Source organism: Roseicella frigidaeris (assembly GCF_003258945.1).
In the GTDB taxonomy this organism is placed as follows: Bacteria; Pseudomonadota; Alphaproteobacteria; order Acetobacterales; family Acetobacteraceae; genus Paracraurococcus; species Paracraurococcus frigidaeris.
In genome coordinates, this window is sequence record NZ_QLIX01000007.1 from 10,932 (window position 1) to 27,899 (window position 16,968).

General features: G+C 74.2%; 11 protein-coding genes. 9 read left to right on the top strand and 2 right to left on the bottom strand.

The window, feature by feature from the left end; translation table 11 throughout:
- Nucleotides 1–46 precede the first annotated feature (46 nt).
- From glgX to DOO78_RS11435, 5 genes are all read left to right on the top strand, one after another.
- Complete coding sequence (gene glgX / locus DOO78_RS11415) at nucleotides 47–2,152, top strand: glycogen debranching protein GlgX (protein ID WP_111469901.1); 2,106 nt, start codon at nucleotides 47–49, stop codon at nucleotides 2,150–2,152.
- Nucleotides 2,149–3,942, top strand: coding sequence for a malto-oligosyltrehalose trehalohydrolase (gene treZ / locus DOO78_RS11420; RefSeq protein ID WP_111469902.1), 1,794 nt, complete (start codon nucleotides 2,149–2,151; stop codon nucleotides 3,940–3,942). Before glgX ends, treZ begins: the two co-directional genes overlap by 4 nt.
- A 13-nt stretch (nucleotides 3,943–3,955) precedes the next feature.
- A complete protein-coding gene (gene malQ / locus DOO78_RS11425) occupies nucleotides 3,956–5,998 on the top strand; it encodes a 4-alpha-glucanotransferase (protein ID WP_111469903.1) in 2,043 nt (680 codons plus the stop codon).
- Nucleotides 5,999–6,097: 99 nt separating this feature from the next.
- Nucleotides 6,098–8,899 (top strand): malto-oligosyltrehalose synthase, encoded by a 2,802-nt coding sequence (gene treY / locus DOO78_RS11430; RefSeq protein ID WP_111469904.1) that lies wholly within the window; start codon nucleotides 6,098–6,100, stop codon nucleotides 8,897–8,899.
- On the top strand, nucleotides 8,896–10,290 hold the full coding sequence (locus DOO78_RS11435; RefSeq protein WP_111469905.1) for an alpha,alpha-trehalose-phosphate synthase (UDP-forming): 1,395 nt from the start codon (nucleotides 8,896–8,898) through the stop codon (nucleotides 10,288–10,290). Before treY ends, DOO78_RS11435 begins: the two co-directional genes overlap by 4 nt.
- A 33-nt stretch (nucleotides 10,291–10,323) precedes the next feature.
- On the opposite strand, the gene DOO78_RS11445 is transcribed toward DOO78_RS11435, so the two are convergent.
- Nucleotides 10,324–11,523, bottom strand: coding sequence for a glycosyltransferase family 2 protein (locus tag DOO78_RS11445; protein WP_165838843.1), 1,200 nt, complete (start codon nucleotides 11,521–11,523; stop codon nucleotides 10,324–10,326).
- Nucleotides 11,524–11,608: 85 nt separating this feature from the next.
- Here DOO78_RS11445 and hydA point away from each other — a divergent pair, with 85 nt between their 5' ends.
- Nucleotides 11,609–13,111 carry a dihydropyrimidinase gene (gene hydA, locus DOO78_RS11450; protein ID WP_111469906.1) on the top strand — a complete coding sequence of 501 codons (1,503 nt, stop codon included), beginning with the start codon at nucleotides 11,609–11,611 and terminating at the stop codon, nucleotides 13,109–13,111.
- Nucleotides 13,112–13,177: 66 nt separating this feature from the next.
- Complete coding sequence (locus DOO78_RS11455) at nucleotides 13,178–13,582, top strand: hypothetical protein (RefSeq protein WP_111469907.1); 405 nt, start codon at nucleotides 13,178–13,180, stop codon at nucleotides 13,580–13,582.
- A 172-nt stretch (nucleotides 13,583–13,754) separates the two neighbouring features.
- Here the strand turns inward: DOO78_RS11455 and DOO78_RS11460 are convergent, their stop codons facing one another.
- A complete protein-coding gene (locus tag DOO78_RS11460) occupies nucleotides 13,755–14,465 on the bottom strand; it encodes a DNA-3-methyladenine glycosylase family protein (RefSeq protein WP_111470114.1) in 711 nt (236 codons plus the stop codon).
- Nucleotides 14,466–14,784: 319 nt separating this feature from the next.
- On the opposite strand from DOO78_RS11460, the gene DOO78_RS11465 reads away from it, so the two are divergent.
- Together DOO78_RS11465 and DOO78_RS11470 are read left to right on the top strand one after the other, a co-directional pair.
- Nucleotides 14,785–15,504 carry a response regulator gene (locus tag DOO78_RS11465; protein ID WP_111469908.1) on the top strand — a complete coding sequence of 240 codons (720 nt, stop codon included), beginning with the start codon at nucleotides 14,785–14,787 and terminating at the stop codon, nucleotides 15,502–15,504.
- Entirely contained in the window at nucleotides 15,501–16,919 is a 1,419-nt protein-coding gene (locus tag DOO78_RS11470; protein ID WP_341538234.1) for an ATP-binding protein, read from the top strand. Before DOO78_RS11465 ends, DOO78_RS11470 begins: the two co-directional genes overlap by 4 nt.
- Nucleotides 16,920–16,968 lie beyond the last annotated feature (49 nt).

The window sequence follows — 16,968 nt, forward strand, 5'->3', positions numbered from 1 at the left end:
AGCCTCCAGGGCGTCCGGCCCGGCACATCCAGACCACAGGGGTAGCATGCCGCCCACACCGAACCATTTGCTGCCCGGCCGGCCCGATCCGCTGGGGGCGAATTGGGACGGGCTCGGGGTCAATTTCGCCGTCTTCTCGGCGAATGCCGAACGCATCGATCTCTGTCTCTTCGATGCCTCCGGCCGGCGCGAGATCGCCCGCCTGCCCATGCCGGAATGCACCGACGAGGTCTGGCACGGCTACCTGCCCGAGGCGCGGCCGGGGCAGATCTACGGCTACCGCGCCTACGGCCCCTACGAGCCGCGGCACGGCCATCGCTTCAACCCGCACAAGCTGCTGCTCGACCCCTATGCCAAGCAGTTGCATGGCGAGCTGCGCTGGTCCGACGTGCTGCTCGGCTACCGGCCGGGCGGCGGCCGCACCGACCTGTCCTTCGACCGCCGCGACAGCGCCCCCGCCATGCCGAAATGCGTGGTGGTGGACGACAGCTTCGCCTGGGGCGACGACCGCAACCCGCAGGTGCCCTGGGACCGCACCGTCCTCTACGAGGCGCATGTCCGCGGCCTGACCATGCGGCGCGAGGACATCGCCCCGCGCGAGCGCGGCACCTTCCGCGCCCTGGCCGATCCGCGGGTGATCGAGCACCTGCAGCGGCTCGGCGTCACCGCCATCGAGCTGCTGCCGATCCACGCCTTCCTGCAGGACCGTTTCCTGGTCGCCAAGGGGCTGCGGAATTACTGGGGCTACTCCACCCTCGCCTTCTTCGCGCCGGAGCCGCGCTACCTGATCGAATCCTGGATGCGCAACGAGCTGAAGGTGGCGGTGCGCCGCCTGCACGGCGCCGGCATCGAGGTCATCATGGACGTGGTCTACAACCACACCTGCGAGGGCAGCGAGCTCGGCCCGACGCTATGCTGGCGCGGGCTCGACAACGCCTCCTACTACCGGCTGATGCCGGGCGACGAGCGGCACTGCATCAACGACACCGGCACCGGCAACACCGTCAACCTCAGCCATCCGCGGGTGCTGCAGATGGTCATGGACAGCCTGCGCTACTGGGTGACGGAGTACCGGATCGACGGCTTCCGCTTCGATCTCGGCACCATCCTCGGCCGCGAGGGCACCGGCTTCGATCCGGGAAGCGGCTTCTTCGACGCGGTGCGGCAGGACCCCATCCTCTCCCGCGTCAAGCTGATCTCGGAGCCCTGGGATATCGGCCCGGGCGGCTACCAGCTCGGCAACCACCCGCCCGGCTTCGCCGAGTGGAACGACCGCTTCCGCGACGGCATCCGCCGCTTCTGGCGCGGCGATGCCGGCATGCGGGCCGAACTGGCCGCGCGGCTGACCGGCTCGGCCGAGCTCTTCGACCATCGCCGGCGCCGCCCCTGGGCCAGCGTCAACTACGCCGCCTCGCATGACGGCTACCCGCTGCTCGACGTCGTCTCCTACGAACGCAAGCACAACGAGGCGAATGGCGAGGACAACCGCGACGGCCACAACGAGAATTTCAGCCGCAACTGGGGCGTCGAGGGCGAGACCCAGGACCCCGACATCGTCGCCGTCCGGCATGCGGTGCTGCGCGCCATGCTGGTCACCGTCTTCGCCTCGGCCGGCACGCCGATGCTCTTGGCCGGCGACGAGATGCTGCGCACCCAGAAGGGCAACAACAACGCCTACAACCAGGACAACGAGACCAATTGGGTGGATTGGGAACGCGCGGCGCGGCCTGAGGCGCTGGCGCTGCAACGCTTCACCGCCCGGCTGATCGCGCTCCGCCAGCGCCTCTCCCCCCTGCGCCCGCCGATCTTCCTGCATGGCGTGACGGAACTTCGGCCCGGCCTGAACGACATTGCATGGTTCGATCAGCACGGAAGAGCCATGACGCCCGAGGCCTGGAACGATCCCGAGGCGCGCACCCTGGCGCTCCGCCGCGCCGCCGCCGCCGGGGATGGCAGCGTCGAGGTCACGCTGCTGCTGCTGAATGCCGACAGCGCCGGGCACGCCTTCGCCCTGCCGACGCCGCGGCTCGGCTGGACGCTGATGCTGGACAGCGGCCATCCCGAGGCCGAGGAACGACCGGTGCTGGACGAGGCGGTCCCCGTCGCGCCGCATGGCGCCGTATTGCTCGCGACGCGGCTGCCGGCGGCATGAGCGGCGTCGCGCAGGAGACAGGGTGGGGCGCGACGCTGCTCGCCCCCGACCGCACGCGCTTCCGCCTCTGGGCCCCGGATGCGCCCGAGGTCACGCTCGAGATCGAGGGCCGGCCGCCGCAGCCGATGGTGCCGCAGGGCGAGGGCTGGCACGAAGCCACGGCCCCGGTCGGCGCCGGCGCGCGCTATCGCTTCCGGGTCTCGCCCGACCTGGCCGTGCCCGATCCCGCCTCGCGCCTGCAGGCGGGCGACGTGCACGACCCCTCCATCGTCCTCGACCCGCGCGCCTATGCCTGGCGCGAGCCGGGCTGGCGCGGCCGGCCCTGGCACGAGGTGGTGCTCTACGAGCTGCATGCCGGCGCCATGGGCGGCTTCGCCGGCGTCGAGGCGGCGCTGCCGCGCCTCGCCGAGCTCGGCGTCACGGCCATCGAGCTGATGCCGATCAACGACATCCCGGGCCGGCGGAATTGGGGCTATGACGGCGTGCTGCCCTATGCCCCCGATACCGCGCTCGGCACGCCCGAGGCGCTGAAATCCCTCATCGATACGGCGCACGGCCACGGGCTGATGGTCTTCCTCGACGTCGTCTACAACCATTTCGGCCCGGACGGCGCCTATCTGCATGCCTATGCCAAGCCCTTCTTCGACGAGGGCATCCACACCCCCTGGGGCGCCGCCATCGACTTCAAGAAGCCGGCGGTGCGCCGCTTCTTCGAGGACAACGCCCTCTTCTGGCTGAACGAGTACCGCTTCGACGGGCTGCGCTTCGATGCCGTGCACGCCATCGCCGAGGAGTCCTGGCTCGATGCCCTCGCCGCCCGCATCCGGCGCGAGATCCCCGACCGGCATGTGCATCTGGTGCTGGAGAACGAGCGCAACGGCGCGCATCACCTGCGCCCCAGCGGCGCGTTCGACGCCCAGTGGAACGATGACGGCCACAACATCCTGCACCCGCTGCTGACCGGCGAGCGCGAGGGCTACTACGAGGATTTCGCCGAGGACGGCGCGGCGAAGCTGGCCAAGGTGCTGGCCGAGGGCTTCCTGTTCCAGGGCCAGCGCTCGGCGCATCTCGGCGAGGCGCGCGGCGAGCCCTCGGCGCATCTGCCGCCCACCGCCTTCGTCCTCTTCCTGCAGAACCACGACCAGGTGGGCAACCGCGCCTTCGGCGAACGGCTCGCCGCCCTCGCCGAGCCAGAGGCGCTGGCGGCGGCGACGGCGCTGCTGCTGCTCTCGCCGCAGATCCCGATGCTGTTCATGGGCGAGGAATGGGGCGCCAGCGCGCCCTTCCTCTTCTTCACCGACCACAATGCCGAGCTGGCGCCGCTGGTGACGGCGGGGCGGCGCAAGGAATTCGCCAAATTCGCCGCCTTCCAGGACCCGGCGCGGCGTGAGCGCATCCCCGACCCCAATGCCGAGGCGACCTTCCGCGCCTCCATCCCCGATCCGGCCGAGGCGGCGCGGCCGCCGCACGACGCCGTGCTGGCGCTGCACCGCCAACTGCTCGCCCTGCGGCGGGCGCGCCTCGTCCCGCACCTGCCCGGCGCCCGGGCGCTCGGCGCGCAGGCGGTCGGGCCGAAGGCCGTGCTCGCCCGCTGGCAGCTTGGCGATGGCAGCCTCCTGACGCTGGCGACCAATCTCGGCGAGGCGGCCACGGGCTGTGCCTTGCCGGCGGGTCCGGTTGGCGAGACGCTGTTCGAGGGCGCGCCGGGGGCCGCGGCGGCGCTGGCGGCCGGAACCCTCCCGCCCCGTTGCACGGTCGCCCTGCTGGCACCGCCGGCCGCCGGGGCATGACGAAAGGGCAGGCATGACCACGGACCAGGAGCTGCGCGACATGGCCGAGGCGGTGGGGATCGCCACCGCCTGGCGTGACGTGCGCGGGGAGGAGAAGCATGTCTCGCCCGAGACCCTGCGCGCCGTGCTCGCCTCGCTCGGCCTGCCGCCCGAGGCCCGGGAGGCGCAGGCGACGCTCGCGGCGCTGGCCGGGCGCCTGCCGCCCCTCATCACCCTGACCGTCGGCCCGGATGGCGCGCCCATCCCCGGCGCCACGGTCGGCCAGCGCTTCCGGCTGGAGATCGAGGGCGGCGACCGCATCGAGGGGCATCTGGAGCGCGGCTGGGGCGGCGAGCCGCGGCTGCCCGCCATCTCCACCCCGGGCTACCACCGGCTGCATCTCGACGACGCGCATTGCATCGTCGCCGCCGCGCCGCCGCGCTGCCTGACGCTGGCCGATCTCGGCGCCGCCACGCATGGCGGCAGCCTGCCCTGGGCCCTGGCAGCGCAGATCTATTCCCTGCGCTCGCCGCACGACATGGGCATCGGCGATTTCGGCGGCGTCGCCGCGCTGGCGCACGCCGCCGGACGGCGCGGCTGCGCCGCCATCGCGGTCAGCCCGGCGCATGCGCTCTTCGCCGCCGATCCGGGGAAATACGGGCCCTACTCGCCCTCCTCCCGCATCTACCTCAACACCCTCTACGCCGATCCGGCGGCGGTGTTCGGCGCGCAGCCGCCGGAGCCGGCGCCGGAGCCGCGGGACGGGCTGATCGACTGGCCCGACGCGGCGCGGCGCAAGCAGGCGCGGCTGCGCCGCCTCTTCGCCGAGGCCGCCGACCATCCGGATTTCGTCGCCTATCGCAGCGAGGCCGGCGCGACGCTCGAGGCGCATGCCCGGTTCGAGGCGTTGCACGCGCATCTGCTGGCGCGCGATCCCGGCCTCTGGCACTGGCGCGACTGGCCGGCCGAGTTCCAGGCGCCGGACAGCCCCGGGGTGCGGCGCTTCGCCCGCGACCATGCCACCGAGATCGCCTTCCATGCCTTCTGCCAATGGCTCGCCGACGCCTCACGCGGCGCCGCGCAACAGGCGGCGCGCGAGGCCGGCATGCCGATCGGCCTCATCGCCGACCTCGCCGTCGGCACGGATGGCGGCGGCAGCCATGCCTGGTCGCATCAGCGCGCCATCCTGCCCGATGTCACGGTCGGCGCGCCGCCCGACATCTTCTCGCCACTCGGCCAGGATTGGGGCCTCACCGCCTTCTCGCCGCTCGAGATGCGGGCCGGCGGCTTCGGCGCCTATCTCGAGCTGCTGCGCGCCGCCTTCCGCCATGCCGGCGGCGTGCGGGTGGACCATGCGATGGGGCTGCAACGCCTCTGGGTGGTGCCGCGCGGCGCCGGCCCGGCCGAGGGCGCCTATCTGCGCTACCCGATCGACGACCTGCTGCGGCTGCTCGCCCTCGAATCGCATCGCCACCGGGCGATCGTCATCGGCGAGGATCTCGGCACCCTGCCCGATGGCTTCCACGGCCGGATGGAGGCGGCGGGCATCCTCGGCATGCGCGTCCTCTGGTTCGAGCAGGCGGCGGATGGCGGCTTCCGGCCGCCGCGGGACTGGTCGCGCAACGCCGCGGCGATGACGACGACGCACGACCTGCCGACCGTGGTCGGCTGGTGGCAGGGCCGCGACATCGGCTGGCGCTCCCGGCTCGGCCTCTTCCCCGACGCGGCGACGACGGCGCACGAGGCGGAACAGCGGCAGGCGGACCGCGCCGCGCTCTGGACCGCCTTCCTCGAGAGCGGCGCCGCGACTGGCGACCAGCCGGCGGAGGCGGCGGCCGCGACGGTGGTGGAGGCCGCCCTCGCCCATGTCGGCGGCAGCGTCTGCGCCCTCGCCATTCTGCCGCTCGAGGATGCGCTCGCCCTCCCCGAGCAGCCGAACCTGCCCGGCACCGTCGAGCAGCACCCCAACTGGCGCCGCCGCCTGCCCGGCGAGGCCAGCACGCTGCTCGACGAGCCCGCGGTGGCGCGGCGCCTCGGCCAGCTCGCCCGCGCCCGGCCGCAGGTCCCGCCGCACTGAGGGCGACGGTGCCGCGCGATCTTGTGAGGGAGCCGCAGCGGCCCCGCCGGTGCTTCTGCCCTGCAGCGATCTGTTCCTGAACCGACGGAGACCCAACCGATGGCGAACCCGGCGCGCGACACCGGGCCGCAAGGCCCGCGCGCTACCGCACGCCTACAATTCCACGCCGGCTTCACCCTCGACGATGCGGTGCCGCTGGTGCCCTACCTGGCGCGGCTCGGCGTCAGCCATCTCTACGCCTCGCCGATCCTGAAGGCGCGGCCGGGCTCGACGCATGGCTACGACATCGTCGACCACAACCAGATCAATCCCGAGCTCGGCGGCGAGCCGGCCTTCCGCCGGCTCTCGGCGGCGCTGAAGGCGCATGGCCTCGGCCTCGTCATCGACATCGTGCCGAACCACATGGGCGTCGGCGGCTCGGACAACGCCTGGTGGCTCGACGTGCTCGAATGGGGCCGCCAGAGCCCCTACGCCACCTTCTTCGACATCGACTGGGACCCGCCGGACCGCACGCTCTCCGGCCGCATGCTGGCCCCCTTCCTCGGCGCGCCCTATGGCGAGGCGCTGGCCTCGGGCGACCTCACCCTGCAATTCGACCGCGCCGAGGGGCGCTTCCACGCGCAGTATTTCGAGCACCGCTTCCCGATCGCGCCGCAGCACTACCACCACATCCTGCAGGCGGCGGGCGATCCGCAGCTCGCCGATTTCGCGCTCGAATTCGGCCGCGTCGGCCTGCAGCAGCGCGAGCGCGCCCAGGCGCGGGAACAGGCGGCGGCGCTGCGCGGCGCCCTCTCGGCGCGGGCCGAGACGGAGGCGGGCGCGACGGGCATCGCCACCGCCCTCGCCGCCTTCGATCCGCGCGACGAGAAGGGCCGGCAATCCCTGCACCGGCTGCTGGAGCGGCAGCACTACCGCCTCGCCTGGTGGCGCGCCGCGGCGGACGAGATCAACTGGCGGCGCTTCTTCGACATCACCTCCCTCGCCGGCATGCGGGTCGAGCTGCCGGAGGTGTTCGACGCGACGCATGAGCTGATCCTGAAGCTCTACGCCGAGGGCGCGGTGGACGGGCTGCGCATCGACCATGTCGATGGCCTGGCGGATCCGCGCGGCTATTGCCGCAAGCTGCACCGCCGGATGCAGGCGGTGCGGCCGGGCCATCCGCCGCTGATCTGGGTGGAGAAGATCCTCGCCCCCTTCGAAGCGCTGCGCACCGACTGGATGGTGGACGGCACCACCGGCTACGACTTCATGGACGAGGCCGCGGGCGTGCTGCACGACCCGGAGGGCGAGGCGCCGCTCACCACGCTCTGGACCGAGAGCACCGGCCGGCCCGGCGCCTTCGACGAGGAGGCGCGCCTCGCCAAGCGGCAGATCCTGCGCGACAACCTCGCCTCCGAGCTGAACGGCACCGCGGCGGCGCTGAAGCGCGTGGCGATGCGCGACCTGACGACGCGCGACTTCACGCTCACCGGCCTGCGCCGCGCGCTGACCGAGGTGCTGGTGCATTTCCCGGTCTACCGGCTCTACATCACCCAGGGCGGCCGCAGCGCCGAGGACAAGCGCATCCTCGACTGGGCGCTGGCCGGGGCGCGGCGGACCGTGCGGGCCACCGACCGGCCGCTGCTCGAGCTGCTCGATAGCTGGCTCGGCGGCGAGCCGCCGCGCAGCCTGCCGCCGGTGCAGCGGCGCGAGCGCCTGGCGGCGGCGGTGCGGGTGCAGCAGCTCTCCGCCCCGGTCACGGCGAAGAGCATCGAGGACACCGCCTTCTACCGCTACGGCCGGCTGCTCTCGCGCAACGAGGTCGGCTCCGACCCCGGCCGCTTCGCGGTGACGCCCGCCGGCTTCCACGCCTCGGCCCGGGCGCGGGCACGGCATTTCCCCCGCGCCCTGCTGGCGACCGCGACGCATGACCACAAGCGCGGCGAGGATGTCCGGGCCCGTCTCGCCGTGCTCTCCGAGCTGCACGAGGAATGGGGCGCGGCGGTGCGCCGCTGGTCGCGGCTGAACGCCTCCCTGCGCAAGGAGCTGCCGGACGGCGCCGCGCCGGGGATGAGCGCCCAGCTCATGCTCTACCAGACGCTCGTCGGCGCCTGGCCGCTCGACCTCGCGCCCGGGGACGAGGCGGGGGTCGGCGCCTTCCTCGAGCGGGTCGCCGCCTGGCAGGAGAAGGCGCTGCGCGAGGCCAAGCGCCGCACCGAATGGGCGGTGCCCAACCTCGACTACGAGGCCGCCTGCCAGGAGTTCATCACCGCCATCATGGCGCCCGAGCGGGCCAGCCACATGCGCGAGGAGATCGCCGGCTTCGCCGCGCGCATCGCCCCGGCCGGCGCGGCGAACGGCCTCGCTCAGGCGCTGCTCCGCTGCACCGCGCCCGGCGTGCCGGACCTCTACCAGGGCACCGAGTTCTGGGATCTCTCCCTGGTCGATCCCGACAACCGCCGCCCGGTCGACTGGGAGGGCCGGCGCGTCGCGCTGGAGGCCGCCGCGCCGCCCGATGCCCTGCTGGAGACCTGGCGGGACGGGCGGGTGAAGCAGGCGGTGATCGCCCGCGCCCTCGCCCTGCGCGGCGCGCATGCGGCGCTCTTCGCCACGGGCGACTACCAGCCGCTTGCCGTCGAGGGGCCAATGGCGCAGCACGTCCTCGCCTTCCTCCGCAGCCGGCAGGACAAGGCCGTGCTCACGGTCGTGATGCGGCTGCCGGGCCGGCCGCTCGGCGATTCGGCGTTGCCGCTGCTGCCGGCGGCGGAATGGCGCGGAACCGATCTGCTTCTCCCGCCTTCATGGCATGCACGGCACTGGCGGGACGCACTGACCGGGGAGGGTCAGCCGGCCCGAGGTGACCGCCTGCCCGTCGGGCAGGTGCTCGCCCGCCTACCGGTGGCGCTGCTGGAGGTGGGATGAGCCGGATCGTCGTCGTCTCCAACCGTGTGCCGGTGCCACAGGGCAATGCCGGGCAGGCAGGCGGGCTGGCGGTTGCGCTCCTCGGGCTGATGCAGCGCCGGGGCGGGCTTTGGTTCGGATGGAGCGGCGCGGTCACCGACGCCGCCGCGCCGCCCGGCCTCACGCAGCGGGGTGGCGTCGGCTACGCCACCATCGACCTGACAGAAGCCGAGCATCGCGGCTACTACACCGGTTACAGCAACGGCGTGCTCTGGCCGATGCTGCACGGCCTGCCGCATCTGATGAGCTTCCGCCGGCAGGACCTCGACATCTACCGCAAGGTCAACCGGCGCTTCGCCGACAACCTCGTCCCGCTGCTGCGACGGGACGACCGCATCTGGGTGCACGACTACCACCTGCTCGCCCTGCCCGGGGCGCTGCGGCAGCGCGGCGTGCTGGGCGCGACCGGCTTCTTCCTGCACGTCCCCTTCCCGGCCCCGGATGCCGCGGCCGTGGCCCCCGGCATCCGCGGCCTGGTGCAGGACGTGCTGCAGGCCGATCTGCTCGGCTTCCAGACCCTGGCGGACCGCGACAATTTCGCCGCGACGGCGGTCGGCTTCGCCGGCGCGGCGCGGCTGGCCGAGGATGTGCTGGAGCTCGGCGGCCGCCCGGTGCGGCTCGGCGTCTTCCCGGCCGAGATCGCCGCCCCGGAATTCGCCGCCACCGCCGCGGCCCAGGCCGCGACCGAGCCCTACCAGCTCCTCTCCCGCTCGCTGCGCGGCCAGGCGCTGCTGCTCGGCGTCGACCGGCTCGATCCGACCAAGGGCCTGCCCGAGCGGCTGGAGGCCTTCCGCCGCGTCGTCGCCCGCCGCACCCCGCGCAGCCTCGCCATGCTGCAGATCGCCGCCCCCTCGCGCGAGGATGTCGTGGCCTATCGCCGCCTGCGGCAGGAGCTCGACAGCGCCGCGGGCGCCATCAACAGCGAGTTCGGCGAGCCCGACTGGGTGCCGCTGCGCCTCCTCGCCCGGCCGCAGACCCGCGACACCGTCGCCGGCTTCATGCGGCAGGCGCGCGTCGGCGTGGTGACGCCGCTGCGCGACGGCATGAACCTGGTGGCGAAGGAGTATGTGGCGGCGCAGGACCCGGCGGATCCCGGCGTGCTGGTGCTCTCGCGCTTCGCCGGCGCGGCGGCGCAGCTTGCCGCCGCCCTGCTGGTCAACCCGCACGACGCGGAGGGCATGGCGGAGACGATCTGCGCCGCGCTCGACATGCCGCTCGCCGAGCGCCGGGCGCGCTGGCGGGAGTGCTGGGCGGCGATCGCCGAGACCTCGCCCGAGGGCTGGGGCGAGAATTTCCTGCGCGCCCTCGGGCCCGACGACCTCGCCCGCCTGCCGGCCGCCGGCACGGCCTGAAGGCCCCGGGCGGGGCACACCGCGGGCCGCCGGCTAGGGCCGGAGCGTCACCGCCAGCACTTGCCCCTGGTTGTTCAGGCGGTAGCGGCGGCCGGCCCAGGTGATCTCCCGGCCGAGGCCGCTGGCGAGGAAGCAGGCCGCGGCCAGCAGCGCCGGGGCCGGTTGCAGCCAGGCGTCGCGCGCCAGGGCCCGCCGCGCCAGCGCCGCCTCCGTCGGCGGCAGCACCCGATCGGCGATGGCGCCGCGCAGCCGCGCCCTGAGCCCGGCCAGCAGCGCCGCGCCGCCGAGCGCCGCCAGCCCGGCCGGCGCCCCGTGCAGCGCCGCGGCCAGCGCCGCCCCCCCGCCCAGCACCGGCAGCAGGGCGGCCAGCCCCGCCAGCAGCCAGGCCCGCGGCAGGTGCAGGCGCAGCAGCCGGTATTGCCGGCGGCCGAATTCCAGCACCCCCCGCGCGTCCAGCGCCACCGGCCCCGGCACCCGCGCGGTGAGCGGGCTGTAGATCAGCAGCCCCGCCGCCTGCGCCGCCCGGGTCAGGACCAGGTCGTCCGACATGGCGCGGTCCCAGAGGCGCGGCAGGTCCAGCCGGTCGAGCGCCTCCCGGCCGATGGCGGTGGCGCCGCCCCAGCAGATATTCGCCGCGGCCCGGCGCGGCAGGGTGGCGATGCCGGCCTCGATCAGGCAGAGCGCCCGGCTGGCCCAGCCCGCCCCGGTTCCAGGAGCCGAAGCCTGGGCGGGCAGGCTCCAGCGATAGCCGCTGGCGATCGCCCCCTGGCCGGTCAGCACCGGCCGCAGCAGCGCCCGCAGCAGGCCGGGCGGCGGCAGCATGTCGGCATCGAGCGTCACCACCGCCGCATCCCCCGGGCGCAGCGCGGCGAGCGCCGCCAGCAGGTTCTGCACCTTCTGGCCGCGCCGCGTCGCCGGGCCGGCGATGGCGAGGCTGGCCCGGCCGGGATGCGCGGCGACGAAGCGGGCGAGCACGGCATGCGCCGGGTCCGCCGCGGATTCGACCGCGAAGGCGACGCGCCAGCTTGGCCAGTCCTGCGCCGCGAGGCCGGCGAGGAAGTCGGGCAGCAGCGGCCCGGCGCCGCGCACCGGGACGAGCACCAGCACCTCCGGCGTCGCCTCCGGCCAGGGCTGCGGCCGGCGCAGCAGGCGCAGGGTCAGCGCGCTGCCGAGCGTCGCCGCCAGGGCCAGGACCAGCCAGGACGCGACCAGCCCCGCCGCCAGCATCCCCATTCCCTTCCTCTCCTCCCGGGTTTGCGCCGCAACAGGGGCGGCGGCATCCTTCCACAAGTGGGAGCATCTTCGGCGGAGAGCGGCGATGGCGGAATATGATCTCGTGGTGCGCGGCGGCGAGGTGGCGACCGGCTTCGGCACGACGCGCTGCGACATCGGCATCCGCGAGGGCCGCATCGCCGCGCTGGCCGAGCGGCTGACCGATGCCGCGGCGGTGGTGGAGGCCGGCGGGCTGCTGGTGCTGCCGGGCGGCATCGACAGCCATTGCCATATCGAGGAGCCGGCGCGCGGCGGCTATGTCAGCGCCCGTGGCGACGCCCCGCCGCCGGTGACGGTGAACGAGGAGAGCTTCGTCAGCGCCAGCACCTCGGCCTTCGCCGGGGGGACGACCAGCGTGGTGTGCTTCGTGCCGCAGTGGAAGGGCGAGGGGATCCTGCCGCGCCTCGCCGATTACGAGCAGCGCGCCGCCCGGGGCATGCTGGACTACAGCTTCCACCAGATCATCACCGACCCGACCGATGCGGTGCTGGAGCGCGAGGTGCCGGAGATCGTCGCCCGCGGCATCCGCAGCCTGAAGGTCTTCCTCACCTACGAGCCGCTGCACCTGAGCGACGAGGACTATCTCCGCGTGCTGGTCACGGCGCGGCGGAATGGCTGCCTGGTGACGGTGCACTGCGAGAATTACGCCGCCATCAAGTGGCGTACCGAGGCGCTGCTGCGGGCCGGGCTGACCGGGCCGAAATACCATGCCTGGTCCCGCCCGACCGTGGTGGAGCGCGAGGCGACGCACCGCGCCATCGCGCTCGCCGAGCTGGTGGACCAGCCGATCCAGGTCTTCCATGTGAGCTGCGCCGAGGCGGCCGAGGAGATCGCCCGGGCGCAGCATCGCGGCCTCAAGGTCTGGGGCGAGACCTGCCCGCAATACCTGATGCTGACCGGTGCCGACATGGACCGCAGCACGCCGGAGCAGGGCGCCTTCGCCGGCGCCGCCTTCATGTGCAGCCCCTCCCCCCGCACCCCGGCGGAACAGGCGCGGATCTGGGAGATGATCCGCCGCGGCACGCTCGACATCGTCTCCTCCGACCATTGCGGCTTCTCGATGGGCGGCGAGCGGGGTAAGGCCGCCAATGGCCGCGACGCCAGCTTCGACGCCATCCCGAACGGCATCCCCGGCCTCGCCGCGCGGCTGCCGATCCTGTTCAGCGAGGGGGTCTCGAAGGGCCGCCTCTCGCTCGACGAATTCGTGCGGCTGACCGCCACCAACCCGGCGCGGCTGATGGGCCTGGCGCCGCGCAAGGGGGTGATCGCCGTCGGCGCCGATGCCGACCTGGCGCTCTGGGACCCGGCGAAGCGGGTGAGGCTGACCAATGCGCTGATGCAGCACGCCATCGACTACACCCCCTATGAGGGGCTGGAGGTGACGGGCTGGCCGGTGACGGTGCTGCGCCGCGGCGCGGTGGTGATGCGCGACGGCGTGGTGCAGGCCGAGCCCGGCACCGGCCGCTTCCTGCCGCGCGGGCCCTACGCCATGGTCCGGCCGCGCGGCGTGCTGGCGGATGGCTTCGACGCGGCGCCGCCCCCGGCCTGAGGCCGGCCGCGACGGATCGTCACCCGGCCCCGGAACCCGGGGCCCGGCGCCGCATTGAAGCCAATCATGCTGCGCATCCGATCCATTCCCCGACTGGCGGCGCTGGCGCTGCTCGGCGCCTGCGCGTCCCGCACCCCCGAAGCCTTCGACCAGCGCATGACGCCCTATGTCGGCCGGCCGGAGGCGGAGCTGGTCGCCGGGCTCGGGGTGCCGAGCCGGAGCTACGAGGCGGATGGCCGCCGGCTGCTGCAATGGGATTTCCTGCAGCAGAGCTCGGCGCCGGCCGTCACGCCGAGCATCGGCCTCGGCTTCGGCAGCTTCGGCTGGGGCGGCAGCGGCGTCGGGGTGGGCACCGGGGTCGGTGTCGGGCTCGGCGGCGCCGGCCGGCCGCTCGGCTGCTCGGTGGTCTTCGAGGTGCGCGAGGGCATCGTCCAGAGCTTCAACCGCAACGGGCCCGGCTGCGTCGCCTGACGACGGCCTGCCCCGGGGACAGGATCTGGGGACGAGGGCCGATGCCGGGCGCAGGACGTCCCGACTGATGGCCCGCAGGGCCGGGCGCCCGAATGGGCGCCACGCCCCGTGGCGCGAAGGCCCAGGCAAACCGGAGGTTTGGGCTTGGCACCTGGTCTGAGGACGGGACGCCTCAGCCATCCTCCACCACGGCGCGCCCGGTGACGAAGCGCCAGTGATGCCAGAGCAGCCGCGCCGCCAGCGAGCGCCAGGGCGCCCAACCCTGGGCGATCGCCGCCAGCGCCTTCGGCCCCGGCCGCGCCGGCAGCTCCAGCAGATGCGCGGCGCTCGCCGCCAGGGCGAGGTCGCCGCTCGGGAAGATGTCGGGCCGGGCCTCGGCGAAGAGCAGGTGGATCTCCGCCGTCCAGGGGCCGAGGCCGCGGATGGCGGCGATATGCGCGACGGCCGCCGCATCCGGCATCCCGGCGAGGCCGGCGAGGTCGAGCCGCCCCTCCAGGCAGGCGGCGGCCAGGGAGCGGGCATGCGCCGCCTTCGGCCGCGAGAGGCCGGCCACGCCGCAGAGCGTGGCGTCGTCGAGGGCGAGCAGCCCCGCCGGCTCCAGCGCCCCGGGCAATGCCGCCAGCCGCTTCCAGATCGCCGAGGCCGCCTGGTTGCTGATCTGCTGGCCGCAGATCGCCCGCAGCAGGCCGGGAAAGCCCGGCTGGCGCACGCGCCAGGCCAGCGGCCCCGCCGCCGGCTCGATCACGGCGAGCCGGGGATCGGCCGCGACCAGCGCGGCGATGCCGGCCCGCGCCCAGTCCGGCGCATGCGGGAAGGCGGCATCCGCCCGGGGCGGCGGGGGAGAGGGGCACGGCGGCGGGGTGGCTGAAGAGGGGGGAACCATCCCCGCCGCCATAGAGCGATCGGCATTGCGCGGCCATGGCTGCGGACCAGGCGACGCACCGACTGCCCCTCACGGCCATCGCTGGGGCGCCCGCCCTGGGGGGAGGGCGACTCGGCGCCTCGATGGTCGCGCTCTGCGGGCCGGCCCCGGGAGGGGATGTGGGCGGGGCCGGCCACTCCCCGAAGCTGCGCCCCGGATGTTGCTGCGCGAAGCCCCGGGACATGCCGAATTGCAACGCCCTGCAACAGGCGCCGCTTCGGCAACATGGCGCAACAGCCACCCGGCCAAGACCGCAACGGCACGCTATGCTGGCCGGGCCATGGAGCCGCAACCCCATATCCTGGTCGTCGATGACGACCGCGAGATCCGCGACCTTCTGTCGAAATTCCTCGAACGCCAGGGGATGCGCGTCTCCGCCGCGCGCGACGCGAAGGAGGCCCGCAAGCTCTGGCCGCTCGGCCGCTACCACCTGGTGGTGCTCGACCTGATGCTGCCGGGCGAGAGCGGGCTCGACTTCGCCAAATGGCTGCGCAGCCAGGGCGAGGTGCCGATCGTCATGCTGACGGCGATGAGCGAGGAGACCGACCGCATCGTCGGGCTCGAGCTCGGCGCCGACGACTATCTCGGCAAGCCCTTCAACCCGCGCGAGCTGCTGGCCCGCATCCGCGCCGTGCTGCGCCGGGCGAGCGGCGAGCCGGGGGCGGCGAAGGAGCCGCCGGCCCGGGCCATCCGCTTCTCCGGCTGGACGCTGGAGCCGACGCGCCGCCGGCTGCTGAACCCGGACGGCGCCGAGGTGCCGCTCACCGGCGGCGAGTACGAGCTGCTGCAGGTGCTGGTGGAGCGCCCGAACCGGGTGCTGACCCGCGACATGCTGATGGACCTGCTGCGCGGCCGCCAGGCCGGCCCCTTCGACCGGGCGATCGACGTCGCCGTCTCCCGCCTCCGCCGCAAGCTCGAGGATGACGGGCGCAACCCGAACCTCATCAAGACGGTGCGGGGCGGCGGCTACGTACTGGCGGCGACGGTGGAGAAGGGTTGAGCCAGGCCCCCGCCACGCCGGCGGCCGCGCCGTCGCCCCTGGTCACGCCGGCCCCCGCCAGGCAGGCCCCCGCCGCCTGGCGCTTCCGGCCGCGCAGCCTCGCCGGCCGCACCGCCCTGGTCCTGCTGCTGGCGCTGGCGGTGGTGCAGGCGGCCGGGCTCACCATCCATGCGCTGGACCGCGTCGATCTGCAGCGCTTCGCCCAGGCGCGGGAGATCTCGCAGCGCTCGATCAGCGCCTGGCGCACCGTGCTGCTCGCCCCGCCCGACCGGCGGGCGCAGATGCTGGCCGAGATGGAGCTGCCGAGCAGCCTGACGGCGACGCTCGACGACCGGCCCCTGGCGCGGCCGGACCAGCCGCCGATGCCGTTGCCGGTGGCGCGGCAGCTCCGCCTCGACCTCTTCGCCGCCAGCCCGCCGCGCTACCGGCCGCGCGAGATCATCACCGCCTGGGAGCCGGGCGGGCCGAGCTTCATCGCCAGCCTCAGGCTGCCGAGCGGCGAGTGGCTGAACCTGCATATCCGCCTGCCGCCGCCCCGGCCCTGGCATTCCGAGACCTTCCTGATCGCCTTCGTGGCGATGACGCTGGCGGCCGGGCTGCTCATCCTCTGGGCGGTGCGGCGGCTGACCTTCCCGGTGCGCGCCCTGGCCGAGGCCGCCGACCGGCTGGGCCGCGACGTGAACGCCCCGCCGATGCCCGAGCAGGGGCCGGCCGAGGTGGCGCGCGCGGCGCATGCCTTCAACACCATGGCCGAGCGCATCCGCCGCTTCGTCGGCGACCGCACCCAGATGCTCGCCGCCATCGGCCACGACCTGCGCACCCCGATCACCCGGCTGCGGCTGCGCGCCGAGTTCATGGACGATGACGAGCAGCGCCGGAAGATGCTGGCCGATCTCGACGAGATGGAGGCGATGGTGGCGGCGACGCTGGCCTTCGCCCGGGACGACGCCGCGGCCGAGCCGACGGTCGCGGTGGACATCGCCGCGCTCTGCCGCACCGTGCTCGACGAGGCGGCGGATGCGCATCCCGACCTGGCCGAGGACATCGCCTATCGCGGGCCGGAGCGGCTGACGGCGCCGGCCCGGCCGGTGGCGCTGAAGCGGGCCATCGCCAACCTCGTCGGCAATGCGCTCGCCTATGGCGGGGCGGCGCAGCTCAGCCTCTCGCCGCCCGAGGGGCCGGGACGGCCGATCCATCTCAAGGTCGAGGATGACGGGCCGGGCATCCCGCTCGGCGAGCTCGAGGCGGTCTTCCAGCCCTTCCACCGGCTGGAGGTCAGCCGCAACCGGGAGACCGGCGGCACCGGGCTCGGCCTGCCGATCGCCCGCAACATCTTCCGCGCCCATGGCGGCGACGTGGTGCTGCGCAACCGCCCCGAGGGCGGGCTGGCGGCGCTGGCGACGCTGCCGGCCTAGGATTTCCCCACGAAGCCGCTGCGCGGCTTCGCGGGGTCCCCGTGATCGC